This is a genomic window from Catonella sp. (assembly GCF_057250765.1).
In genome coordinates, this window is record NZ_DBHIEC010000002.1 from 105,764 (window position 1) to 130,854 (window position 25,091).

At 37.2% G+C, this 25,091-nt stretch carries 20 protein-coding genes and 1 other RNA gene; 4 read left to right on the plus strand and 17 right to left on the minus strand.

Features of this window, described 5'->3' with window-relative positions:
• The first annotated feature begins 147 nt into the window (after positions 1-147).
• Positions 148-975 carry an AraC family transcriptional regulator gene (locus ACO6HM_RS01615; protein WP_485389453.1) on the plus strand — a complete coding sequence of 276 codons (828 nt, stop codon included), beginning with the start codon at positions 148-150 and terminating at the stop codon, positions 973-975.
• Positions 976-1,016: 41 nt separating this feature from the next.
• Here ACO6HM_RS01615 and ACO6HM_RS01620 read toward each other — a convergent pair whose 3' ends face one another.
• From ACO6HM_RS01620 to ACO6HM_RS01635, 4 genes are read right to left on the minus strand one after another with little or no spacing between them, the layout of a single operon-like run.
• The gene (locus ACO6HM_RS01620) at positions 1,017-1,940 is read right to left on the minus strand and encodes a nucleotidyltransferase family protein (RefSeq protein ID WP_485389454.1); all 924 of its coding nucleotides are present in this window, start codon (positions 1,938-1,940) and stop codon (positions 1,017-1,019) included.
• A gap of 20 nt (positions 1,941-1,960) precedes the next feature.
• Positions 1,961-2,617 carry a YigZ family protein gene (locus ACO6HM_RS01625; RefSeq protein ID WP_485389455.1) on the minus strand — a complete coding sequence of 219 codons (657 nt, stop codon included), beginning with the start codon at positions 2,615-2,617 and terminating at the stop codon, positions 1,961-1,963.
• A gap of 17 nt (positions 2,618-2,634) precedes the next feature.
• Positions 2,635-5,259, minus strand: coding sequence for a transglycosylase domain-containing protein (locus ACO6HM_RS01630; RefSeq protein WP_485389456.1), 2,625 nt, complete (start codon positions 5,257-5,259; stop codon positions 2,635-2,637).
• A 16-nt stretch (positions 5,260-5,275) separates the two neighbouring features.
• Positions 5,276-6,166: a LysR family transcriptional regulator gene (locus ACO6HM_RS01635; RefSeq protein ID WP_485389457.1), complete on the minus strand. Its 891-nt coding sequence runs from the start codon at positions 6,164-6,166 to the stop codon at positions 5,276-5,278.
• A 344-nt stretch (positions 6,167-6,510) separates the two neighbouring features.
• Here ACO6HM_RS01635 and ACO6HM_RS01640 point away from each other — a divergent pair, with 344 nt between their 5' ends.
• Complete coding sequence (locus ACO6HM_RS01640; protein ID WP_485389458.1) at positions 6,511-8,019, plus strand: C69 family dipeptidase; 1,509 nt, start codon at positions 6,511-6,513, stop codon at positions 8,017-8,019.
• Positions 8,020-8,036: 17 nt separating this feature from the next.
• On the plus strand, positions 8,037-8,177 hold the full coding sequence (locus ACO6HM_RS01645; protein ID WP_485389459.1) for an antitoxin: 141 nt from the start codon (positions 8,037-8,039) through the stop codon (positions 8,175-8,177).
• 401 nt (positions 8,178-8,578) lie between these two features.
• Here the strand turns inward: ACO6HM_RS01645 and ACO6HM_RS01650 are convergent, their stop codons facing one another.
• The 7 genes from ACO6HM_RS01650 to ACO6HM_RS01680 form a co-directional block, all read right to left on the minus strand.
• A complete protein-coding gene (locus tag ACO6HM_RS01650) occupies positions 8,579-9,916 on the minus strand; it encodes an ATP-binding protein (protein WP_485389460.1) in 1,338 nt (445 codons plus the stop codon).
• Between the two features lie 584 nt (positions 9,917-10,500).
• The gene (locus tag ACO6HM_RS01655; RefSeq protein WP_485389461.1) at positions 10,501-11,688 is read right to left on the minus strand and encodes a tyrosine-type recombinase/integrase; all 1,188 of its coding nucleotides are present in this window, start codon (positions 11,686-11,688) and stop codon (positions 10,501-10,503) included.
• 305 nt (positions 11,689-11,993) lie between these two features.
• Positions 11,994-13,082: a hypothetical protein gene (locus ACO6HM_RS01660; RefSeq protein WP_485389462.1), complete on the minus strand. Its 1,089-nt coding sequence runs from the start codon at positions 13,080-13,082 to the stop codon at positions 11,994-11,996.
• Positions 13,083-13,264: 182 nt separating this feature from the next.
• The gene (locus ACO6HM_RS01665; RefSeq protein WP_485389463.1) at positions 13,265-13,984 is read right to left on the minus strand and encodes a hypothetical protein; all 720 of its coding nucleotides are present in this window, start codon (positions 13,982-13,984) and stop codon (positions 13,265-13,267) included.
• The gene (locus ACO6HM_RS01670) at positions 13,984-14,772 is read right to left on the minus strand and encodes a hypothetical protein (protein WP_485389464.1); all 789 of its coding nucleotides are present in this window, start codon (positions 14,770-14,772) and stop codon (positions 13,984-13,986) included. The genes ACO6HM_RS01665 and ACO6HM_RS01670 overlap by 1 nt, the downstream gene beginning before the upstream one ends.
• Positions 14,772-15,116 (minus strand): hypothetical protein, encoded by a 345-nt coding sequence (locus ACO6HM_RS01675; protein ID WP_485389465.1) that lies wholly within the window; start codon positions 15,114-15,116, stop codon positions 14,772-14,774. Before ACO6HM_RS01675 ends, ACO6HM_RS01670 begins: the two co-directional genes overlap by 1 nt.
• Before the next feature lie 76 nt (positions 15,117-15,192).
• Positions 15,193-15,507: a hypothetical protein gene (locus ACO6HM_RS01680; RefSeq protein ID WP_485389466.1), complete on the minus strand. Its 315-nt coding sequence runs from the start codon at positions 15,505-15,507 to the stop codon at positions 15,193-15,195.
• Positions 15,508-15,719: 212 nt separating this feature from the next.
• Here ACO6HM_RS01680 and ACO6HM_RS01685 point away from each other — a divergent pair, with 212 nt between their 5' ends.
• Complete coding sequence (locus ACO6HM_RS01685) at positions 15,720-17,252, plus strand: hypothetical protein (protein ID WP_485389467.1); 1,533 nt, start codon at positions 15,720-15,722, stop codon at positions 17,250-17,252.
• 304 nt (positions 17,253-17,556) lie between these two features.
• On the opposite strand, the gene ssrA is transcribed toward ACO6HM_RS01685, so the two are convergent.
• The 6 genes from ssrA to ACO6HM_RS01715 all read right to left on the minus strand — a co-directional run bounded on the left by ssrA (position 17,557) and on the right by ACO6HM_RS01715 (position 24,930).
• Positions 17,557-17,892, minus strand: a transfer-messenger RNA (tmRNA) gene (gene ssrA, locus ACO6HM_RS01690).
• Between the two features lie 59 nt (positions 17,893-17,951).
• A complete protein-coding gene (locus ACO6HM_RS01695) occupies positions 17,952-18,167 on the minus strand; it encodes a cold-shock protein (protein ID WP_208427894.1) in 216 nt (71 codons plus the stop codon).
• Positions 18,168-18,572: 405 nt separating this feature from the next.
• Positions 18,573-21,725 (minus strand): beta-galactosidase, LacZ type, encoded by a 3,153-nt coding sequence (lacZ, locus tag ACO6HM_RS01700; protein WP_485389525.1) that lies wholly within the window; start codon positions 21,723-21,725, stop codon positions 18,573-18,575.
• 22 nt (positions 21,726-21,747) lie between these two features.
• Positions 21,748-22,554: a carbohydrate ABC transporter permease gene (locus ACO6HM_RS01705; RefSeq protein WP_485389468.1), complete on the minus strand. Its 807-nt coding sequence runs from the start codon at positions 22,552-22,554 to the stop codon at positions 21,748-21,750.
• Entirely contained in the window at positions 22,547-23,431 is an 885-nt protein-coding gene (locus tag ACO6HM_RS01710) for a carbohydrate ABC transporter permease (RefSeq protein WP_485389469.1), read from the minus strand. Before ACO6HM_RS01710 ends, ACO6HM_RS01705 begins: the two co-directional genes overlap by 8 nt.
• A 107-nt stretch (positions 23,432-23,538) precedes the next feature.
• The gene (locus ACO6HM_RS01715) at positions 23,539-24,930 is read right to left on the minus strand and encodes an ABC transporter substrate-binding protein (RefSeq protein WP_485389470.1); all 1,392 of its coding nucleotides are present in this window, start codon (positions 24,928-24,930) and stop codon (positions 23,539-23,541) included.
• Positions 24,931-25,091 lie beyond the last annotated feature (161 nt).

Here is a 25,091-nt window from a genome sequence, read left to right on the forward strand (position 1 = left end):
TCTAAATTTATTAAAATATATCATGATATAGTATTATTAAAACTTCACTCTTCTCTCGTCTTGTCTAATATTGGTAATCAGCTCATTTTATAAAGATACAAGCTTATTCATATTGACATGCGGAAAGTGAATACGGAAAGGATTATTATGGGATTTTCAAATTATCAGATAGCAGGAAAGCCGGCAGATACATCAAAAAGTAACCTAATATATATAACGTACACAAAGTACGAGAATGACTGGCCAAGCTTCATGCACACCCACCCTTTTACTGAGCTTTTCCTTGTAACAGGAGGTGTAGGACAGTTTTATGTTGAAAATGATGTATATCCCCTTAAAAAGGGAGACTTCATCCTTGTGAACCCAAATACCTCACATACTGAGAAGTCGGGAGAGGAAAATCCTCTTGAATACATAGCTGTTGCAGTTGATAACTACAGCCTAAATCTTGATAATGAGGCAAATCACTTTATGTTTAACTGCATACTTAAGAATCCTGACATTATCAAGTACATGGATTCCATGCTTAATGAGCAGGAAAATAATAAGCCTTACTCAGACCATATCTGTCAGAATATACTGGAGATTATACTTATAGAAATTCTTAGAACTACTAAAACAAATGTAGATACAGAGCCTACCGTCAGCTCAAGCAAGGAATGCTTTAAGCTTAAAAAATACCTCGATTCCAACTATTCCTCTAAAATTACCATAGATGACCTTGCAAAGCTCTCAAACCTGAACAAATATTATCTAATCCACTCTTTTAACAGGTATTTTGGCTCTTCTCCTATCAACTATCTCTGCAAGATTCGTATAAGGGTTGCAAAGGAGTTGCTTAAAAACAGTGATTACAGCATAGATCAGATATCACAATCAGCGGGCTTTTCTTCTCAAAGCTACTTTACCCAGTGCTTTAAGAAGGACTGCGGAATGTCGCCAAGTGCGTATAGACAGAAAGAAAGGACCTGCTAATGAACCGGTCCTTTCATAATTTTGTATGACAATTTCTACTTTTAATTCCAAAGCTTTTCAGAATATACTCCGTCTTTTGTAAGCTTCTCAATAGCAGCCTTTACTGTAGGCTTGTCCTCCTGATAGGTTACACCAAACCATTTTGCATCTGTGTTAAACACCTTCATGTCTGCCTTGCCTGCACGAATCATGTCGCTGATTACCTTGATATGGAAGAACTCAGCCTTAAGCGGATTGGAAGAGATACCGCCAAGGAAGTCTACAAAGCCTTTTTCAAGGGCTTCAAATACCTTAGGAGTAAGTCCCATCATATTCATAGAAGTTACATCCTCAAGGCTTAACTCGTGCTTTTCACCGCTTGCTGTAAACCCTACAGCCCCCTCTCCCTTCTTCTCTACATCAAGATGCTCCTCAATAGATACCAGATATCCGCTATTATCCACGCTACAGATACCTCTGGATACTGAGCCGTTGTCGCTTAAAGTATTCTTAAGCAGGTAGCCTGCCATACCAAAGTGAGCCTTTCCATCACTTTCATCCACATTTGCAAGGAAATCATGCATAATCTTGTAAGGCTCTCTTCCGTAAAAGTCATCCGCATTTATAGCAAGGAATGGCTCGTGTACATATTCCTTTGCAGCTAGGAGCGCCTGACCTGTACCCCAAGGCTTGGTTCGTCCCTCAGGCACCTTAAAGCCCTCTGGAAGATTGTCCATCTCCTGATATACATAGTGAACAGGGACTCCTGCCTTTTCTTCAAGTCTGTTGCCAATGATTTCCATAAAATCATCCTTAATGTCTTTTCTTATAATGATGACAACCTTGTTAAATCCGGCCTTTATAGCATCGAACACGCTATAGTCCATAATCACTTCGCCTTCAGGACCAAAGGCATCAAGCTGCTTGATACCGCCATATCTGCTGCCCATTCCTGCTGCCATCACCACCAATGTTACATCTTTCATAACTACCCCCTAAGTATAAATTATTTGTCTATAATAACCTTTCCGGATTCAAGGTAAAAATTAACTGCCTCTTCTCTTACCGCCACATCCTGAGTAATTCCACCCGCAGTTGCTTCGGTAATCTCCTTAAAGAATTTCCCTAAGACATCCTCTGTAATCAGAAGAGATATATTTACCTTTTCAAGGTACTCGGTTTCATATATGATAATACCTAGCTCCATACAAAGATGTTGAAGCTTTGGTAACAATCCGTAGTCTATAACGAACTCAAATAACTTTGCAGTTGTTACCTCGACTATTTCAGCATTTTTAAGAACCTCTGCTGTTGCTCCTGAATAGGCTCTGACAAGCCCTCCCGTACCAAGCTCAGTTCCTCCGAAATATCTTGTAACAATAACTATTACATCTAAAAGTCCTGCTCCCAAAATCACATCCAGTATAGGTTTACCTGCTGTTCCGGAAGGCTCACCGTCATCACTGGAATGTCTAATTCCCCTATCTGAGTTAAGCACATAAGCAGAGCAGCTGTGTGTGGCATCATAGTATTTCTTCTTTGTCTGCTTAATGAGGGCTTCCGCCTCTTCCTCAGACTTTACCTCTGCTATATGTGCAAGAAATTTTGACTTTTTTATTTCAGTTTCCGCAAAAGCATCTTTTTTTACTGTCTTGTATGACACTTTTCACCTCTTTTATATTAACCTTCATTGCCGTCATTTGAAGCGCCATCATCTTCGCCGTCCGCACCAATAGCCGAATCTGTCGGAACTGCCGGTGTAAGGTGTGTGCTGCAAGGTGTCTGAACCTGTTTAGTTAAAATGTAAGGTGTATCGGCTGTATTATAGTGCCTCTTAACTGTCTTTCCATAGGCATCTGTCTGTGTGATTTCCTCATTTTTAATAAGGAATACCTTACTTACTACTTCAGGGCAATAAGGCCCTGCTGCCTGTCCCGACTCCTTACATATATTTAGTTTAACGTGTACATCGCAGCTTTCCTTTGGTACCGTACCAACAGCAAAGTATTCTGTCTTTACAGTAGACCCTCCTGCTGCATGGTCGCAAAGCCCAGGCACAGCGAGCTTCCCGCTCTTTGTACATATAGTCGCAGTTGTAATCGAAGCAGGCTTCTTAAACTGCTTTGTCTTCAATTTCTTCTTTACATTGATGCCGTCCATTATAGCCTTCCAGATAGGATGATGCCTAAGCTCATAGCCTATCTGTGAAGTCTGTTCATCATATCCAAGCCAAACAGTACAGGTATAATATGGTGTGAAGCCTGATATCCAAAGGTCATTGTCCCAGCTTGAACTTCCTGTCTTTGCCGCCTGACCCATAGCTGCATTGGCTAGCTTTGCCCTATAAGCTGTTGCATCTGTACGTGTAAGTGTATCGTGCATAGCATCAGTAAGTAAAAATGCTGTCGAATCCTTCATTACCTGTCTTGAAACCTTTTTATGCTCAAGAATGACATTGCCATCATGGTCAAGCACCTTGCTATAGAAACTTGGTTTTATATATATGCCGTTATTGGCTATGGCGGCATAAGCACCGGTTATCTCAAGATTTGTAGCACCCTTTGACAGTCCTCCAAGCGCCACCGCAAAGCCATTATCATCCTCTGAAAGTGTTGATATTCCAAGTGCTTTCAGATAGGCCAGGGCTGTAGTAAGTCCAATTGCCTCAAGAGCCTTTACTGTAACTACGTTCATAGATCGGTAGATACCGCGTCTATATGTGCTTAATCCCTCATGGCTGTTGCCCCACCAGTTACGCACCTCTTTGTTGGAATTAGGGTAGAAATACTCTCCATCATCCTGTACGCTTGCAAGGGTATAACCTGCAGTATCAAGGGCAGGAAGGTAGGTGGAAAGCACCTTGAATAATGAACCCGGCTGTCTGGTTGAATCCGTAGCCCTGTTGAGTGTAAGGTTTCCTGTCTTGGCTCCCCTTCCGCCAACAATAGCTGATACCGCACCGCTCTTTTGGTTCATTACTGTAGCTGATATCTGTGGCTCAACGGTGTACTCGGTTCTCTCGCCTATTACCTCTCCACCGCCTTTTAGCTTTGCCTTCTTAAACCGCTTAATGTACTGGTCCGCACCGCCTTTTTTATTGAACATCATGCTATCGAGCTTAAACATCTGCTGTATATGTCCCTCAGAATAATTGTAAGTCTTACCGTTTTTATTCTGAACAGATAGTGCATAGGAAAGCTTCCATTTACTAGGCATTCCCGCAAAATACTTCTCATTTGCAGTCTCTGTGCTGCAGATTTTTTGAATATCCGGATCCTGATAGGTATATATCTTAAGGCCTCCGGAATAAAGAAGGTTATAGGCCTGTGTAACTGTATATCCTTTTTCGTTAACAAGGTCTTCCACCACCTGGCCTATGGTAGCGTCCACATAGTAGGAGTTTACGGTTGTATCTACCTTGATTTCTTTATTTACAGCCTTAATCCTTGCATATACATCATCACTTTCAGCTTCTTTAAGCTGTTTTTCAGTGATAAAGCCAAGTCTTTTCATATTGTTAAGTACAGACTTACGCCTTGCAGCATTCTCCTCAGGGTGTGTAATGGGGTTATTCCCCGTAGGATTCTTGGTGATAGCCGCAATTACGCTGGCTTCCGAAAGTGTCAGCTTGCTTACGCTCTTATTGAAATATCTAAGTGCGGCAGTCTGCACTCCGAGGGTATTTTGTCCCAGGTTTATTGTATTAAGATAATACTCAAGAATCTGATCCTTGCTGTAGATGTGTTCAAGCTGAATCGCAAGATACTGTTCCTGTATCTTTCTTTCAATTGCAGCCATAATAGTCTCTTCTTCACCGCCTGCAAAGACCTGGTTCTTAAGAAGCTGCTGAGTAAGAGTACTTGCTCCCTGCTTTTTAGAGCCTCCTGACAAAAGTGCTACAAATCCCGCTCTAAATGCACCTCTTACATCTATACCACCATGCTCATAAAAACGCTCATCCTCTATTGCAATGAAGGCCTCCTGAACAGTCTTTGGTATGTCTTTTAATTTCTTATAAATACGGTTCGCCCCCGCACCTACAATAGTCCTTATCTTCTTTCCTTTTACGTTGTAAAAATAAGTCTGAAATCCTGTAGGCATTACATTTACGGAATTAATCTCAGGAGCTTTGTCAATTATCCCCTTCACACTTCCGTACATAAGATAGCCGCCTGTCACAGCAAGTGCTACTACGGCTACCATAAGTATTCTCACTATCCAAATGAGAACCTTAGAACCTAGTTTTCTTGAAACAGAACCATATTTTCGTTGTTTTTCTTCTATCTCAAATCTGCTATAGCTCATACATCTCCTTTTTAATCTATTCGCTCTTTAAAATATTTAAAAACTGAAATACCGGTTCAGCAGTTTGTCCCATGTCATTGTAGCAAGCAGCTATACCTCTTTCAGGCAAGGCCTCCTTCATCTTCACCACAAAGAGTTCCTCTTCTTTTTCTTCATCTATGCAGTAATCAGGAACGCAGGCTATGCCAAGCCCTATCCTCGCAAGGTCAATGAGAAGGTCGTTGCTTGCAAGCTCAATCTCAGGAATAAGCTCCAAATGATGTTCCAAAAACAGCTTGTGCAGGAATTCACTTGTGGTAGAAGCCTTATCAAGCATCATCATAGGATACTTCTGTATATCTGAAAGCTCAGATACTTTGTTGATAAGCTTAGGAAATGACTTCCTATTTGCCACAAATATATCTCTAAATTCCTTAACAGGCAGGGTCTTTCCAATCTGCCCCAGTGCACTATTTGGGGTATTTACTACAATGATGTCTACCTGCCCATTTTTTAGGTATTCCACACATTTTAAAGAAGTTCCATTGACTACTTTGATGTGCACATTCGGATATCTACCGTGAAATTCTTTAAGCATAGGCTTAAGGAAGTATCTACAGATAGTATCGCTTGCACCTATACTTAACTGCCCTCCATTTAGCGATTTTGACTCAAGTATCCTTGTTTCACCTAGACTAATCAGGTTTATAGCCGGCTCTACGTGGTTGAAGAGAATCTCTCCTTCCTTAGTAAGCCTCACCCGCTTAGTACTCCTAACAAAGAGTTTCTGCCCCAATCTCTTCTCAAGCACCTTTATAGACTGACTCACCGCTGACTGCGATATGAAAAGTTCCTTAGATGCTTCGGAGAAACTAAGTGTCTTTGCTACGTGGTAAAATACCTTATACAACTCGTGGTTAATGTCCATCTTATTCCCCTTTAACTATACTAAAAGTAGTCCCTATTTAACAAGCCGTATCCATCCTGTGTACAGAAAGGTTTTATTATTATTTTCGAAAATCTAATTTCTATAAAAGCAAGTACTCACATAGGGCACAGCTCTTATTATCTCATTATTTGACTCACAAATCAACTATGTTCACAATATTTTTAAATATTGAAAATAGCTATCATTTAGTACGGCAATTTCCTCGACTTTATTAGTACGCAATGTTATAATTGTGTAGGTTGTTGCGACCTTATTTATGTGTTCTTAAAAATGTAAAGTAAACTTATACTAAATCTGTTTTTTATTAAGGAAAGGAGAATATTATGTCCTGTACTACAATTTTAGTTGGCAAAAAAGCCAGTTATGACGGTTCTACTTTGGTAGCAAGAAATGATGATTCAGGCTCAGGCAGCTTTATGCCTAAAAAGTTCACTGTTGTCACCCCTGACAAACAACCAAAGGTATACCGCTCTGTGATTTCACATGTTGAAATCGAACTTCCGGAGAGTCCGCTTCGCTATACCTCTCTTCCAAATGCTGTAGACGGTGAAGGTATTTGGGCTGCCTGTGGGGTAAATGAACTAAATGTATCAATGACAGCAACTGAGACAATAGCCTCTAATGAAAGGGTGCTCGGCGCAGACCCCCTTGTTGTCTACTCCCCTGCTAAAGGCAGAAAAGGCAGTACAAATTATTCCCCGGAGAAAATCGGCGGCATAGGTGAAGAAGATATAGTAACCATAGTTCTTCCATACATCAAAAGTGCCAGAGATGGTGTAATAAGGCTTGGAGGTCTCCTTGAAAAATACGGAACCTACGAGATGAATGCCATAGCTTTTCAGGATGAAGATGAAATCTGGTGGCTTGAAAGTATAGGAGGCCATCACTGGATGGCAAGGCGTGTCCCTGATGACTGCTATGTAGTGGCTCCAAATCAGCTTGGTCTTGACAGCTTTGACTTTGAAGATGCTTTCGGCAAGAAGAAGGACCATCTCTGCTCAGCGGATTTGAGAGAATTTATTGCAGAGAACCACTTAGACCTTGCCCTTTGTAAGGTCTTTAACCCTAGGGATACCTTTGGTACTCATTCTGATCTTGACCATATATACAATACTCCTCGTGCCTGGGTGGCACAGAAGTACTTCAATCCTACCACAAGTAAGTGGACAGGTGATGATGCTGACTATACCCCACTTTCAGACAACCTTCCTTGGTGCAGAGTTCCTGAGAAGAAGATAACAGTTGAGGACATCAAATGGGTTCTCTCAAACCACTATCAGCATACACCTTATGATCCTTATACAAACGGAGCTAAGGAGCTCTACCGTCCTATAGGCATCAGTCGTACAGATGTGCTTGCACTTGTGCAGATTCGCCCTTATATGCCTGACGCACTGAAGGCGGTTAAATGGATAGCTTTTGGAAGTAATGTATTCAACTCCTTTGTGGGACTGTATGCCAATATAACTAAGACTCCTAAGTACCTTGCAAATACAACAGGAAATGTAGACAGCCATAATTTCTACTGGGCAAGCAGACTCCTTGGTGTAATTGCAGATGCTCATTTTAACCGCTGTCTGCCAAATATCGACCACTATCAGACAGCTGTTATGTCTAAGAATCACGAGATAATCTGTAAGTCTGATAAGGAATTTGCCTCATACATAAAGGGAGTTAAAAAGGATAAGAAAATGGCCGAAATTTCATTCTGCGAGAAGGCAAATGAAGAAATAGTTAAGATGCTTGAAGAAGAGACCACAAAAGCACTTAACAAGGTAGTTTTCAGTGCCAGCTGCCAGATGAAGAACAGCTTTTCAAGGTCGGATGCGTAAAATGGAGTGTGATAAATATGGAACAAGATCATTCTAAGGTGGATGTTTCTGAGGATGCATTCTACACTGATGAACATATAGCTAAGCTCGAAAGGCGAATAGCTGATATTAAAGCAGGAAAGAATATTTCAGAGCATGAACTTATTGAAGAAAAATGATGATTTTTACCAGATAATAAAAAGCCTGTAAACCCCTCTTCTAAAATAAACAGAAAGGATTTACAGGCTTTTTAGATTTCCCATAATGGAGCTGAGGGGAGTCGATACAACAATTTATCCTCTCAAGCTCTCTATTTTAGCGTATCTCAGAAGTTTTATTTGCATTTGACCACATTTTGACCACACTAACTGATACTCAATAAGTTCATTACTTTAGCTTCTTCTTTAACAGAATGAATGTATTTATTCACCTCTTTCCAGTCACTTTCAAGGCTTAAAGAAAGATGTGGTGTATGGAATTAGTAAAATCCACACTAATGTGGAATTTACTTTTTCAAATAACACTTATATTATAAGTCTTTATATTATTCTTGTAGTTTATGGTAATTTTGTTATAATATTTACCAAGCAAATTCTCTTTTCATATAATCCTTAAACCTAAAAAATGCATACAAAGGCAATGACCAGATATGACTGTCACCTTCCATATTATCTCCAACATTTTTAAGCGAAGATTTAAATGCAATTTTGGGCTTATATCTACCACAAAATAAATGAAGACTTTTTGCTCGTGTATTATCCGCTGATTTAACCTCTATTGGAATCAACTCACCACCATAATCCGTAATAAAATCTATCTCTGCATCAGCTTTTGTTCTCCAAAAATATGGCGTAATCCCCATACATTTTAACTGGATAAAAATGTAGTTTTCAGCCAAAGCTCCTTTAAAATGAATAAATGCATCATTTCCCACAAGAATTGTTCTATAATTGATATTTGCTTTCCTTCTAAGCAAGCCAACGTCAGACAAATATACCTTAAAATAAGTTGAGTCTGCCATTCCTGATAAGGGAATTTCAGGTGTAGATACTAAATCAAGTTTAAGTGCAATTCCGGAATTAACAATCCAGCTCAAAGCATCTTCAAGTTCTTTTGCCCTGGCTCCCTGCTTAACATGAGAAAAAATAAATTTACTATTATCTCTTGCAATCTGAACAGGTATTGAATCCCAAATCATTTTAATTTTTATAGCTGTATCAGGTGTTGTATATTTTCCAAAATCATCCGCATAGTCTTTTAATATTATATCCTGAACTTCTTCTGCTTCTTTATAATCATGAGTATCAATCCAAGACTGTACCACTTCAGGCATACCACCTATAACGAGATAATTTTTATAATACTTTTCAAGCGGTATAGTATATAATTCAGGTATCTCTCTTTCTAGGTTAAGTTTGTTAAGTCCATCAATATATTTCTTTCCACCATCAGCTATAACAAACTCTTCAAAACTCATTGGAAACATTTCAAGGCGATTTACTTTGCCTACCGGAAAAGAAATCCCTTTTTCCTTTAGAGCCACTCCCAGTAAAGAGCCAGCCGCAATAATATGGAGTTTAGGAATATTCTCACAAAAATATTTCAGGGATTGTATAGCGCGTGGACAAGCCTGTATTTCATCAAATATAACAAGAGTTTCATCTACTGTTATCTTTTTACCACGAACCACACTTCCAAGTTCATCAATGATTCTGTCAGTGTCAAAATTATAGTCAAATACTGACTGCAATCCTTCTTCGCCATCAAAGTTAAAATATGCTACATCTGCGAATTCCAATCGTCCAAATTCCTTTATCAGATAAGTCTTTCCACACTGTCTTACACCAGAAACAAGCAATGGTTTTCTATTAGTTTTATTTTTCCATTTCAATAAATTTTGGTATGCTTTTCTTTCCATACTGGCAACTCCTTTGTTTCTATGTAGATTCTGGTATCAAAATATAATAAATCCCAATTATTTATGACATCGATCACAGACCTCTTAAGTATAAAGCAATTTTAATAGTGTATAATATTATAACAAAATTCGACCGAAATATCTATATCTCTTTGCATTTTTTGACCGAATAAGTGTGATATATCTACATTATTCGACCGAATTTCTACCTCGAACAATACCGGAAAAGACAAATTTGATTTTTCATCAAATTAAAACAGCCTGTAAAGCCCACTCTCCGAGTACCTTCGGCAAAGGGCTTGACAGGCTTTCTCTTGCTTCTTTAGTCCAACAAACAACTTTACATTGCTGATTTTTTTACCACACTTTTACCACACTTTATATGTTTCAAACTGGTCTTTTTCGGTCTAAAACGACCTATTTCAACTTTTTCAAATTCCCTGAAACCCTTGAAATTACTGCATTTCTTAGGTTTCTTAATAGTGGAGCTGAGGGGAGTCGACAATAACTTTTAGCCTTAGAAACCTTGATTTTATCACATTCTTTAGCTTAAAATTCTCTAAATACCCCACCTATACCCCAGCTTAACATATCCTTATCATATTCATTGCTTTGGCTTCTTCTTCCTTGATAGTGTGAATATATTTGTTATATGTGACTGTTATCCTTGCATGTCCCATCAGTTTACTTATAACTTCAATTCCTACACCTTTTCTAAGGAGATATGAGCCAAAGGTATGCCTTAATGTATGCAATGATACTTTTTTATCAATGTTAGCTTTTTTTAATAATCTTTCTAAACTTCTCTGTAAGTTTCTTGCTCTGTTCAATGTTCCTGCCGTAGTACAAGCAACATAATCAGAAACAATATTATTTCGCTTATCATATTCCCTTAATTCTTCTAAGTATGACATTACTGAATCATTTAAACTAATAACCCTCATTCCTGCATTTGTCTTAGTTGAATTTTTTATTCTGCTATATAGTTTCTTCTCTCCCTCTTTTGCTTCAAAATTTCTAATATCCGATTGAAGAGTTTTATTTATATAAACTATATGGTTTTCAAAGTCTATATCACTCCAACTAAGAGCCAACATCTCTCCAACTCTTAAACCCAAATTTACTATAAGGAGAAGTACCAAAAAATCTCTACTGCAATATTCAGAAGTTGACTTATATTTATCTAGTGCGACTGTCTTAAATTTTTCAATTTCGTCATCTGATAAAGAAATTTGTTTTTTTGTAGGTGTTTTAATACAACTTTCTTTTGGTAAAGTAACACCATCACAAGGGTTTAAGAATAATATACCCTCTTGGATTGCAGTTTTAAAACAAGGATTTAATAACTGAATAATCTTCTTTAAACCAGATATAGCAAGAGGTTTTATTTTACCATTTGATGGATTAGCCATCTCGTCTATAAAGTTTTGTATGTCTCTTGCTTTAATATCTCCCATCATTTTTAGCCCTATTGTATCTTTTATCTGATGTTCATATACAGAATAGAGCCTATAATATGATGGTGGTTCTATCTTATTCAGTTTATAAGTTTTTAGCCAATATTCAATGTAGTCACTTAGCAGAATTTTTTTAGGTTCAGAAAAACCGTTTTCAACTTTCATCAAGTAAGATTTAGCTTTACTTTTTATTTCAGCTTTGGTATATCCGTAAAAACTCTTTCTAATACCATCATTAGAAATCCTACCCTCATAAAGTCCATTCTTTCTCTGTCTAATAGTCATACTACTAATTATACTTGTTACACTGTTCAATTTATCCTCCTAAATAAAGAACAATGTAGGATTTATGTAACTATTAGATAATTGTATCACATAAACCCTTACATTACTACATTTAGAAATATATTTCCTCTCCGATATGTTCTTCTATCCACTTTTCAAGCAGAGGATAGGTTGTTATATAATCTTTTCCCACCTTAACTAGCGGAAGCTCACCAGACTTTATAAGCTGTTTTATCTTTGTCTTGCCAAAAGGCAGAATATTGTATAAATCGGATTGGCTTATTACCTTTTCTTCTATATGCCTCTATCTCCCTTCTTCTCTTATATTTTATCAGCTATTGAAATGGTAATATGTCACTATCAGATACCTTAATAAACGCTTCTTTGTCTGCTAACGCCCTTCTTTTTAAATCCTCATAGTTTATATATTCACTTGCTGGTATAGAATAGGTCTTATACTCACCATCTTCAATATAATGAAATACTATTAAATCTAATCTCCTTAATAGCTGTTCTATTTTATCCCTGCTTTTCTTATCATCATCAACCATCATAGAATAAACTTCATCTGGCGGAAATATAGAAGTTATTATACAGGAGTTCCACAAACAATAAGTGTTTGTATATCTGCAATGAATTTGAGTTCTACTATACTTATCAAGTATAGTTAGCAGTTGACTAAATCTCATATTTCCCTTAAACTCGTCCATAAAAATGATTGGTGGTGCTCCCTGCTCTATATAAAAGTCAAAGCCCCCATTTTCAAAATCCGTAGCCATATATATTTGTTCCTTAGAATATTTTTCACATAATTTAGTATAATAAAAAGTCTTGCCACTTCCGCTCTGTCCTACATGCCATTCATTGTGCATGTCTTTTATTATAGGTGTGTCTTTTATTCTTTTATCAATATATGCTGATTTTATCATTTTTTCATATCTGCGATATTTAAAGTTTTCCATTATTTCATTAGGTGTATAGCCTTTATCTATTAAATCTGCTATATCATCTAAATCACTTCTTTTTCTTTTATTGTCTTGTATATGTTCAATTCCTATTGTATATAAGACTTTTTCACCTTTTTCATTATAAGGCGGTTCTTTTAACAGATAGCCTTTTAATTCTTTCTTTCCACCCATTTGTGGCTCAATATGAGCGTCACACATTATCTTACTAACATTACCGAGTGTACTCAAATTTCCGTATAGTGCCATGTGTGCGTGGTAACAGCCACTTTCACTAATACATACAGATACACCGCATACTCTGCCTTTTCCGCTTTGTTCCCATTTGGTTGTTATGAAATCAGCCAGTTTACTAGGTTCTTTATAATCTTCTTCTTTTAATCCCCCTTTCTCCATATTAGCAATATGGAAAGTTCCTATCCAAGCCCTAGCTTTATAATCTTTAGAAAATCTTCCCACTTTTTACAGTTCCTTTCTTTGTTACAATATATTGTGTAACAAATATTCCTTATTATTAAAGGCTTTGTATAGTATTTTTACAGTTACCTTAGTGAGTTGGTAATACTGGCAACTCACTTTTAATTCCCCTGCCCTTGCTCTCCTTGCGGAGAGCAGGCAGGGGAGATTGTAATTCAAGCATATTATTTCAAGATTTCTTTTATATGCTTCTTCCAATCTACTACATTAGTAATCCGAGGATAGTAAATTCCCATCAAAGGGTAACCATCAGCCAATATACAGCCTTCTCCTTGATGATAAATCTTTTGTGGTACTTCTTCCCCAGCAAAAACCATTCCTTTTTGTTCCTTACTCATTCTTCCAAGCCCGACTATTATCATAAAGTTATCCCTAGCCCCATTAGCAAACAAACTTGCGTCTGCTCTTTGGGTAACAATCCATACACCATAAGATATGCCACGACCAAGCATTAGAACTTCCGATACCACACTTATAATATCAGTTGCTTTCTTTGTCTTTTCCTGTTTATCCTTAGTTGTAAAGTAATTGATACAAGCTGGATATTCATCAAAAATCAAAATATGCCTTCTGCTTTCATCTCTCTGCTCTCTTGCATTACAAAAGCTATTATAATATTCCATCACACCATCATAACATTCATTTCCCTTATAATAGTGTTCATAGCCATTCAAAAATTCAAAATCTTTAGAGTTCTTGAAGTCGCAAAAGTAAACAACTATCTTAGAATTATCTTGAAGCAAGCACCCTAACAAATATAATAGTGCATAACTTTTCCCAGAGTTGCTAGCACCAGTTATAAGAGCATGGCAATAACTACTGATTTTTAAGTCTAGGGGGAGAGGATTGCTCCTCTCACTCCCCTTGTAATACCCCCACAACATTACTTAGACTTCCATTTAGCGTCAGGAATATTAGATACTGCCTTACTTTCTTGCTGTACCATCTTCTTTTGTCTTAGATATTCAGCATATCTAGGGCTATAAAAGACAGATTGTATTAGGAAGTTTCTGTCCATGTCTTCAATTACATCAATATATACAGCGTCATATATATTACCGTATGAGTCTATGAACTTCTCCATAGCTAATGTCGGAAAGTCTTTATTTTGAATTTTTCTATTTATTTCAGCTTGAAGAATACTCATAAATTCAGTAATTTCTTCTTGCTGATATCTTACTCTTATATCAGTTTTTTCCAACCTAAACTGGTAAAAACAAATATTTTGAGAAATAACATAATGACTTTCTAAAACTTCTATATCTGCCAAAACTCTAGGCACTATACCACCTATATTTTCAGCACAGCTTTTTAAAGTCTGATACATTATGTTCCTCATAGTCGGATAAGCCTTAACAGCCTGTTCTTCTAATTCCAACAGTTCTTGTGATATGGTTGGTTCTTCTTCTGATGGTTTGTCCATTTTTGCTTTTACATAAGCAAACAGCCAACATACAACACTAATTATCACTATCACTTCTATATGGAAAGTAATTAACCATAATATAAGCCATAGTAAAGCACCTGCCAGTATAGCAAAGCCACTTAGGGATAGTACAAAAAATATAATTAGCCTTTTTATATCTTTGGTTTCTTTTAATCGCTTATAAGAGTTCCAAAACCAAGTTATTGGAAAAGTAATAATACTAAGCAACCATTCTAAGAACCACATTATTTTATCACCTCCGCACTATCCGCATTACAACTAAGGGCATATTCACCGCTATTAGTTCTGTAAAATTTTCCAGTTAGATTATCAAAGATAACCCTAACTTGCCCACCTGCCTGCTGTATCTGGTCATTAGTAATTGTTGGCTTACCCTTTATCTTTACAATAAATTTCTCATATTTATTATTAGGGCATACTATATGATACTTTTGACCTACTACTTTTCCACTAGGCTTACCATCAACATATTCTTCTAATGGAGATACGCTAAGAAGTACACACTCTCCATTTTCATTACCGCTAATTTGCTCTGCTGTTAAAACTACACTTGTTATGATACTCATCATTAAACTCCTTATTTTTAATGGTGGTAAGTTAATGAAATTTTTACTTAATCCATTAACTTACCATTGTTAATAAACTTTAATTGTTATCAGCAATAAATCTCTTGATAACTTCATATAATGTTTCAGCGTCTTTGTGGTTCAAGTTTTTTATTCCATCCACATTGCTTTCTAATGGTAGATAATATCCCTCATAATCAAACTCATTAGGTCTATCATATTTTGAAAAATAAAAGCATATATTTTTCTCTCTTAGCTGAAATCTTACCAATACATTTCTACCTCTTGTGATGTTTCCATTCTTGCCATCTGAATATACTTGTAGCCAGTAGCCTTCCCCATCACTTAGAGTAGAATCTATATTTTTTTCTAGAAAATCAATAAATCTTTTCATTGTAATTATCCTTTCTACCTATTTTTTACACTGCACAGTTTTTTGTATTATTTTTAGAAACATGATATTATTAGGTTGTCGACGAGTCCTATCATTTTGTTTCTATAGTCGATTGTAAAATATATATATTTTTTTTACAATTCGAACTAATTTGATTTAGTTTCGCCTATATTTGTAATAAAACTTAAAATTAATTCGAAGGAGAAAAACAAATGGCACGAAATTCAGAACATAACATTGAAAGAAATAATATTTGGGAAAACACTTTTTTAACTAATTTTCCCAAAATCAGTATTAGAGAAATAAAAAGCATTATATTGTCGCAGGAAACTTTTTGTTCTACTTTATTAGATGATAATAATGTGTATAAAAATTGGGAAAGAAAATATAAAGAAAGTTTAGAATGCCTAACATCTCTTAGAAAGGAATTAAAAGCACATCCCATCAATTTGCAACAGTCATTTAATATAAATTTCCCAACTCAAGATAAAAAAATGCGATTTTATAAAAAATTTGATAATTTAAAATCTTCTCTTGAAAATTTACCAAAAAAATTTGATGTCCTTGATGATAAAAGAATAATTTGTTCTTTCGAGAACGGATTTAGACTTTTGGGTTCTATTGTTGACCTATCCTTAACCAATGATGATATTGATGATAAATTTCAAAAAGATAAATTAGATGACAAAGTATCAAGACTTACCCGTAAGGATAATCTCAGTAAAAAAGTATCCGATAAAGTAGTCTTAAGCAATCTATCTCAAATATTGGCTTTATTCATCCCTAAAAAAACCAATTTCAATATCTTAACAGAAGACTTTACAAACAAAATCAATAACTTAATAAAGGAAATCGACACCTCAAATTTATCGCATAAAGAAATAAATACAAAATATTTCATTAAAATCTATGACTATCTACTAGAAAATATTAAATGCAATATACCTTTTAGTGATGAAATATTTTATCTTATTACTTTTATGACATACATAGACAGTAGTTATGATAAAATTAAATCTCTTTTAACAGATTGTAGAAATACTATAAAAGCAATAAGACCTTTTATTACATACTATAATAATTATAATAAAAACAATATCGATAAGGATTTTCTTAAAAAGATTTCCTCTCTTTTTTTCAATCTACCAATCGATAAAACGAGTTTAAATAGCTTAGAAAAAAAATGGAAAGATTTATTAGACGACTTAGCAAAATCTAAAGAAAAGGTAATTGTAGAATATGAAAAATTGCTACCTAAAATAGTATCTGAAATAGCTTTAGAAAACGAATACTCTGAAACTATGTTTGTGGATAATGAATTATCTATGACAACTAATGATATCCTTGCAAGTCTTCAAAATAATGGTAAAGATTTAAACAGATACTATGCCTTTGTATCAAACTTCAAGCAAAATAATAACTTTGATAAAATATGCTTTATTATAGATTCATTAGCCAGTATGAAAAAAGAGGTTTCGGATAGCTTTATACAAATATTTATGAATAAAGTCCATTTAAAAACAGAGTTTAAAAATATTAAAACTGATGTCACTTCGAATGACATAAAAGAATTAGTGAATAGAACACATCTATCAGGCTCTTCTTTGGAAAATTTAACAAATATTCTTTTCTTTGACCTTTCTGAGGAAGAGTGGAGTTTCTTGTTTCATCTACCACTTATTGAAATCGAAAAAAAAGAATGGTTTGAAGATTTTTATTCTATGTTAAAAATTTACTGCAAATAAAAGTACCATACATTATTAAGGGATATCCCAATTCTATGAATTGAAATATCCCTCTTTTAATTATATTACTGAAAAAATACAGCTTGTAAAGCCCCACTCTCCGAGTGCCTTCGGTAAAGGGCTTGACAGGCTTTTTCTTGCTTCTTTAGTTACACAATACACTCTTACATTGTTCGTTTTTCATACCCCAATTATACCCCAATTAGTATGGTTCAAACTGGTCTTTTTCGGTCTAAAACGACCTGTTCCAACTTTTCCAAATTCCCTGAAACCCTTGAAAACACTGCATTTTCTGGTTTCTCAAAAATGGAGCTGAGGGGAGTCGAACCCCTGTCCGAAAACCCATTCATTGTACTTCTACAAGCTTAGCTAATTATTTGACATTCCCTCCACCTGACTTGAACCAGCACAATTCAGGCTTTAGTAGACTCTAATACGCCCATAACACCGAGTCCCTTGCTATGTCGTTTCCTGCTGATTCGATGCCTTAGCCTATTATGCAGGTATAACAGGTAAGACAGCTGCCATTAGGCAGCGTATGCTAAATTATCTTCAGCGTTTGTGTTTAATTTTGGATTTAACGCATTCCTGCGGCTTGCTTCTCCAACTTCAAGATTCCCGTCGAAACCGGTACAACCCCGGATTTTTATAAAAAGAAGCCGTAGTCACCTAAGACTACGGCCCAGAACCAGCTATAAATTACTCAGCTATAGAAACATTTACTGCTCTAAGCTTGCTTGAATTCTTAGGATCGGTCTCTGTCTCAAATGTAACTCTCTGTCCTTCGTTAAGAGTCTTGAAACCCTCTACGTTGATAGCTGAAAAATGTACGAATACATCATCTCCGCCGTTGTCATTAGTAATAAATCCGTAGCCCTTCTCTGAGTTGAACCACTTAACTACACCTGTGTTCATTTAGGTATCCTCCCGTAAATAAAAAAATATTAGTTGCGTAATCTTCCAGTTAAAGAGCTTTGAAGCAGATACCTTTCTAGTAGTGCTGCGAGCTAACGAACAAGTTTAGAGAACTGAGTTCGACTTTCTTTAAACTTCAAGAATACGATATAATGTTAACATAAAAATCACAAAAAGTCAAATATAATAATACTAAACTAAGGTTAAAATCACATTAATAATTAATGATTATGATTAACACCTCTTATATAACCTGCATTAATACCTGCCTAAGTCGGCTTAAGGCACAAATATAGCAAGTATCAATACAGGCGAAACAGTATTAAATGATGCAAGCATCAAATGATAATAATTTCTTTCTCAAGCAAACCCCAATCGAGTGTTATAATTTTGAGACTTATGTCATCAAATTCCCTTAAACCAGAAGCTAAACTCTAACTTCTGATCGTTTTGAATGTGATACTCCTTATGAGGTCTTGCTCCCCAGCTGTCATCTCCCCCTATACCCATTTGCATAAGGTCTGCCCTTATCACTGTAAACTGTGGCTTAGGAAGTTCATTTGGATGCGTTGCCTCTTCAAGCTGGTTAGGAGTATAAGGAAGTGCAGAAAATCCCATATATCTGTCTGTAACTACTGAATTCTCAGCAGCCCTGCTCTCTCCCTTGGTAGGATCCATCTGTTTCTCACTAACAAACAATAGCCCTCTGCCCTTTCTGTCTGTAACCTTGGCATATCTGACATTTACCTTGTGACCACATTCCTGAGGTACAAGATAAGGTGCCATATTGTCTTCAACCTTATTGTTAAATAATCCAAGCTTTGCACCACTTCTTCTATCCTCATAGGTCTCTGAATATCCTGCTCCGTACCAGGTAAGGTTGTCAAAGTCTGCGTCGGTCTTAAACATCATACCAAACTCAGGCATGTCAAAGTTCTCTCCCTTAGTCTCATAGCTAAGAGTAGTCTTTATAAATCCATCTTCAAATACCTTGTAGCTTACAACCGCCTCTCCAAGTCCATCCATTCCAAGAGCATAGGTGTAAACCACCTCCACATATCTATCACAGCCTGATTTAGCACTGTTGTCATTTACCTTTACATCTACACACCTAGCGTAATCCCCCGCAAGCTTCCATTTTCCCTTTTCTGCCGGCATCTGTGCACCTCTGTCATTGTCCACAGGAGCCCTCCAGAAGTTAGGACGAGGCTGGCTCTTAAGCAGCTCTACCCCTCTTAGCTTGTAGCTTGTGAGCCCACCGTACATTTTGGAGAATAATACTGCAAAATGCTCTCCCTTAACTCCTACATTGTAGTCTCCAAATACATACTGGAGCCTGCCTGATGCAGGTTTAACTTCCGCATTTTCCATTGAGGAAGCATACATATAATCGTATTTCTCATTTCCCTGAGAAATATCCATAAAGTGCCTGGTATCAGCCTTTTTAACTACTGCCTGACCAAAGGCGACCTCGTGCCCGCACTTTGCGTATTTGGTGCAATGTTTAAGTCTTACAGATACTTCTGCTACGAATTCACCCTCAGTTTCAGGCACTTCAATAGGAAGATCATACTCTTTTTCGGATAATGGTTCTACATCTGTAGTCATCATCTCCTTAGCATACTCTTTTCCGTCTTTGTAAAGAATCTCATATACATTAAATTCAGAAGTATTAGTAAAAAGATACTTATTTCTAATCTTTACCTTACCTTCGCTTACAAAGAGCTTGATGCCCTGATAGTTAAACTTAACCTCCTGCATCTTAGGAGATTCTGCCCTGTCAGGTCCTATAGCTATACCATTGCCGCTAAAATTGCCGTCATTTGGCCTGTCGCCAAAGTCTCCGCCATAGGCCTGGAATTCTGTACCGTATCTGTCTTTTTTATATATAGACTGGTCTATATAGTCCCAAATGAAGCCTCCCTGTGCCCTTGGCTCTTCCTCTGTGTACTCAATGTATTTGTGCATGGCACCGTTTGAATTACCCATAGCATGGGTGTATTCGCAGAGGATGAAAGGCTTATCAGGAAATTCCTTCAAGAACTCTCTGATTTCCGTCACAGGCGGATACATACGGCTCTCTATATCTGTGCTTCCATCATAGCTTCTATCGTGGAATACTCCTTCATAATGCACAAGCCTTGTATCATCAAGCTTTCTGAAAAGCTCTGACATATTGTAGATGACCTTGCCGCCAAATGATTCATTACCTAGCGACCATATTATGACACTCGCTCTGTTCTTATCTCTGTTATATGTAGAAGCCGCCCTGTCAAGCATCATAGGCTCCCACTCCATATGATCCTTAGGAAGTGAGTAATCCTCGCCATGCGCTCCCCTTGCATCCCAGGTTCCATGTGTCTCAAGGTTGTTCTCTGCAATTACATAAAGACCGTATTCATCGCAAAGCTCATAGAGATATTCGGTATTTGGATAGTGACTTGTCCTAATTGCATTTATGTTATTACGCTTCATGGTAATAACATCTTTTTCTATCTCTTCTTTTGTAATTGCCCTTCCGTAAACAGAGCTGAAATCGTGTCTGTTGGTACCGTTAAACACTATTCTCTTCCCATTTATGAGCATAATCTTATCTTTTATTTCTATTCTTCTAAAGCCTACTCTCTCGTTAATTACTTCTACGAGTTTGCCGCCTTCATCATATACCTTAAATGTAAGGTCGTAAAGTTCAGGCTTCTCAGCGCTCCAAAGCCTTGGCTCATTTACAGAAAAAGAAAGGTTTAAGCTCTCGCTTATATCTCTCTCATCAGTTAATATGGTTTCGCCCTTATATGAAAGCCTTGTAGATAACTTTCCTTTGCCAAGGAGTAGGCCTTCCACCTTAAGTTCTGCTCTCTTAAAGCTGTCATCAGGCACAGCTTTCACAGTGTAATCGACAATCCTTGTTCTTGGCAGCACATCTATATATACACTTCTGTATATACCCGAGAATCTAAAGAAGTCCTGGTCTTCACACCAGCTGCTAATACTCCACTTGAATACCATTACTGCAATTTTATTTATTCCTACACTTACAAACTTAGTCAAATCAAAGCTTGTGGCAGTAAAGCTGTCTGCGGCATAGCCCACATATTCTCCGTTTACCCAGAGGGCAAAGGCACTTTCCACTCCTTCAAAGGTTATGATGATGTCCTTATCTTTAGCATTTTCAGAAATGTTTATGGTTTTTACATACATTCCCACAGGGTTGAAGTCGCTGGGTACATCGTCATGTGCCACATCCTGTACTCCGTCCCAAGGATACTGCACATTGGCATACTGAGGGATATCATAGCCCTCCATCTGCATATTGGAAGGTACGCTTATGCTGTCCCAGCTCTTTACACAATAGTCTTTTTTGTAAAAGTCCTTTACTGCAAGACTTAGATTCTTTGCGTAGGCGAACTTCCAAAGCCCATCTAGCGACACTCTAAGACTTGACTTTCTCTCTTTTAACTCTGCTTCACTCCCGTATGGAATGAAGGCCGCCTTAGCAGGGAGAGCATTCTCCTTGAAAAAGGATACATCCTTAATTTTGTTGAAATCAAACACCTTTATACCTCATTTCTATATTTGATAATTACTTTATAGCGCCTGTAATACCTTCTGCAAACTGTTTCTGTAGTATAAAGAATACTACAGCTGTAGGAATGGTTGCAATAAGTACACCTAACATAAGCATACCATAGTCAACTGTATAGCCTCCCAATAGGTTTGCCACAAGCATAGGCATGGTTGTTGCTTCATTTTTCTGAAAGATTACCTTTGGCCATAAGTAGCTGTTCCAGGTATTCATAAAAGTTACGGTTATGGCAGCGCCGTAGGTAGAACGCATTGTAGGGACGAACATTGTAAAGAATATGCCTACTTCAGATAAGCCATCCATTCTTGCTGCTTCAATGATTTCTTTTGGAAAGCTTCTTGCTGCCTGCCTAAACATCATTATAAGAAACGGTGTAGCGAGTCCCGGAAGCACAAAGGCAGGCCATGTGTTTACCAGCCCAACTTTTGAGAACATGGTAAACAAAGGAATCATAGTTGCTACAAACGGAAGCATCATTGCTGTAAGAAGCACAGTGAAAAGAACGTCCTTTGACTTCTGATGGTATACTTCAAATCCATAACCTGCAATCGAGCAGATAACCATAGACAGCAGTGTAAGTATAACAGAGTTTCTTACTGAGTTAAAGAAGGCTCTGCCTAAGTTCTGATTGCTTATTAAAGACTTGAAGTTTTCAATCAGGTATCCTCCGGGGATTAGTTTTCCTCTCATTATCTCAACACTTGTATTGGTAGCCGCACAAGCCATCCAATAAATCGGAAAGATTGAAAGGAGTGAAACTATTGTAAGAAATGTATAAACAAAAATCTTCTGTCTCTTAGTCACGCTTATCACCTACCTTCATCTGGATCACTGAAAGTGTACCCACCATTATAAGAATAACAACTGAAAGTGCCGCTGCATAAGGGAAATTAGGGCTCATTACAAAAGATGTATTGTAAATATAGTGTGACATTGTTATTGTCGCTATACCCGGTCCACCGTTTGTAAGATTTACTGACTCGTCAAATAACTGAAGAGTTCCATTAATTGACATAATTGCAGTAAGAAGGATTGTAGGTCGTAGCAGTGGAACAGTTATCTTTCTAAAAGACTGAAACGGTGATGCCCCGTCAATCTTAGCTGCCTCATACACCGAGTATTCTATATTCTGCAAGCCTGCAAGATAGAATACCATATTATACCCTGTCCACCTCCATATAAGTGCAATTATGATTACTGCCCTTGCCATCCAGTCATTCTGAAACCAGCCTATCCTGTTGAAGCCGAAGTTAACAAGTACGTTGTTTATGAAACCGTCATTTGCAAACATGGATCTAAATATCATTGAGTATGATACAAGGGAAGTTGCACAAGGCAGGAATATCATGGTTCTAAACAGTCCCTTAAACCTAAGATGCTTGTTATTAAGAATAGATGCAAGTGCCAGCGCTATACCAAGCATAATAGGCACCTGAATAACAAGATAAAATAATGTATTAAATATCGCCTGGATAAACTGCTTATCCTTTAATATTCTGGTATAGTTAGCTATCCCGTTCCAAGTCATATTAGTACCAACGCCTTTTTTTAGCGAAAGCAATATAGCCTGAAACATAGGGAAAAAGCTAAAGATAACGATAAGCAGAGTAGCAGGAATAACAAAGCCCCAGCCAATCATTAGATGTCTTTTGGCGAGGCTCATTCCTTTCTTACCCTCCATAATGATCTCCTTTCTTACAAAAAAGGACTGCCGCATTAAAGATAAGCACTTATTCTCTCTTTATTGTGACAGCCCGTTCTAACTTATGCTAAAAAGCTAAGCTTTTATCAGCCACCCATATTAAATTCTACTGTTTCCTGAGCTGACTTTAATTCATCTTCAATATTGGCACCCTTCTGAAGTACGTTGCTGATAGCCACACCTACAGCGTTTCTGGCATCGTAGTAGTAAGCACCTGTTTTGTTGCTTGGAATCTTGCCTGCAAATTCGGTAATAAGTGAGTAAATTGGCTCTCCACCGAAGAACTCCTGTGGCTTGCTGTATACTTCGCTCTTTCCTGCAGGAAGATATGTAGCAAGAGCTCCTGATGAAGGAAGAATAGTCTCGTAGAACTCTACACTTCCTGCAAATGTTGCCTTTAAGAAATCGATAGCAAGCTTCTGGTTCTCTGACTTAGTTGTAACCGCCCAAGATGAGCCACCATTATTGGAATAGTTGGTTGCACCCTCTACATCATCAAGCTTTGGCATATCGGTTATTGCCCACTTGCCTGAAAGATCTTTAGCAGCTGTAATGGAGCCAATAATCCAGCAGCCGTTGATAACAGCAGCTGAGCTTCCGCTCTGAAGTGCTGCTATATACTGATCCCAGTCTGTAACCTCAACAAGGATTCCTTCCTTGTAAAGCTCCTTATATATCTCAAGTGCCTTTCTAAGAACTGCATTATCAACTATATTAAGTGATCCATCATCATTGAACAATGAAGCACCTGCGGACTGAAGTATCATCATAGCAAGGTCATTTGATCCGGCAGAAGCACAAAGTAGAGGTGTATTGGTCTTCTGTTTAACCTGCTTCCCGAGTTCGATAAACTTGCTCCAGGTAATGTCTTTGAAGTCATCTATCTTAAGTCCTGCCTTCTCAAGGATGTCTGTTCTGTAAGCTGCAATTACTGCTCCGTTATCAAAAGGTACTCCGTAGTGTACCCCATCAAGTGTTGAATACGCCTGTTTTGCCTCACCGAAATCCTTGTAGTTAATACCTGAATCATTGAGATTTAAGAATACATCCTTAAAATTGGTTGTATATTTTTGGAATGAGTTATCCTGCATAAGGAAGATATCAGGCAAGGTACTGAGGTCTCCTGAAGTCGCAGCTGTTGTAATCTTTGTTTCTATATCATCTGAAAGAACTTCTTCAATATTTAATTTGAACTGTGGGTCTATCTTCTGATATACCTTCTCTGCTTCCTTCATAGCATAGATATTAAAAGCAGGATCCCAGCACCATACTGTAAGCTCGTGGCTTCCGTTATCAGTATAGTTTCCGGCAGTTGAAGCTGCCGAAGTTGTTCCTGAGCCTGTGGTTGAAGCAGCTTTAGATGTAGCTGATGTCTTTGCAGAGCTTGCGCCGCTGCCTCCAGAGCCTCCGCAACCTGACAATAGGCTGACTCCCATTGCCATTACAAGTGCAAGTGACATAATTTTTCTCATTTTCATACCAATTCCTCCTCTTAAAAATAAGTATTCGGGAAATAAATCATAGTTTTACCCGAGATATATTAGTTAATTTTTAGACAATGTCCATATCCATTACTATACCATTGGTAATTCTGTCTAAAAAAATCAACTTCATTTATGAGGATATTATAACTAATAAT

What these genes read in the sequence shown, in the direction of transcription:
- ACO6HM_RS01615 (WP_485389453.1), top strand. Translation starts at nt 148, where the DNA reads ATGGGATTTTCAAATTATCAGATAGCAGGAAAGCCGGCAGATACATCA.
- ACO6HM_RS01620 (WP_485389454.1), bottom strand. Translation starts at nt 1,940, where the DNA reads ATGAAAGATGTAACATTGGTGGTGATGGCAGCAGGAATGGGCAGCAGA.
- ACO6HM_RS01630 (WP_485389456.1), bottom strand. Translation starts at nt 5,259, where the DNA reads ATGAGCTATAGCAGATTTGAGATAGAAGAAAAACAACGAAAATATGGT.
- ACO6HM_RS01635 (WP_485389457.1), bottom strand. Translation starts at nt 6,166, where the DNA reads ATGGACATTAACCACGAGTTGTATAAGGTATTTTACCACGTAGCAAAG.
- ACO6HM_RS01640 (WP_485389458.1), top strand. Translation starts at nt 6,511, where the DNA reads ATGTCCTGTACTACAATTTTAGTTGGCAAAAAAGCCAGTTATGACGGT.
- ACO6HM_RS01645 (WP_485389459.1), top strand. Translation starts at nt 8,037, where the DNA reads ATGGAACAAGATCATTCTAAGGTGGATGTTTCTGAGGATGCATTCTAC.
- ACO6HM_RS01650 (WP_485389460.1), bottom strand. Translation starts at nt 9,916, where the DNA reads ATGGAAAGAAAAGCATACCAAAATTTATTGAAATGGAAAAATAAAACT.
- ACO6HM_RS01665 (WP_485389463.1), bottom strand. Translation starts at nt 13,984, where the DNA reads ATGTTGTGGGGGTATTACAAGGGGAGTGAGAGGAGCAATCCTCTCCCC.
- ACO6HM_RS01670 (WP_485389464.1), bottom strand. Translation starts at nt 14,772, where the DNA reads ATGTGGTTCTTAGAATGGTTGCTTAGTATTATTACTTTTCCAATAACT.
- ACO6HM_RS01675 (WP_485389465.1), bottom strand. Translation starts at nt 15,116, where the DNA reads ATGATGAGTATCATAACAAGTGTAGTTTTAACAGCAGAGCAAATTAGC.
- ACO6HM_RS01680 (WP_485389466.1), bottom strand. Translation starts at nt 15,507, where the DNA reads ATGAAAAGATTTATTGATTTTCTAGAAAAAAATATAGATTCTACTCTA.
- ACO6HM_RS01685 (WP_485389467.1), top strand. Translation starts at nt 15,720, where the DNA reads ATGGCACGAAATTCAGAACATAACATTGAAAGAAATAATATTTGGGAA.
- ACO6HM_RS01695 (WP_208427894.1), bottom strand. Translation starts at nt 18,167, where the DNA reads ATGAACACAGGTGTAGTTAAGTGGTTCAACTCAGAGAAGGGCTACGGA.
- ACO6HM_RS01710 (WP_485389469.1), bottom strand. Translation starts at nt 23,431, where the DNA reads ATGGAGGGTAAGAAAGGAATGAGCCTCGCCAAAAGACATCTAATGATT.
- ACO6HM_RS01715 (WP_485389470.1), bottom strand. Translation starts at nt 24,930, where the DNA reads ATGAAAATGAGAAAAATTATGTCACTTGCACTTGTAATGGCAATGGGA.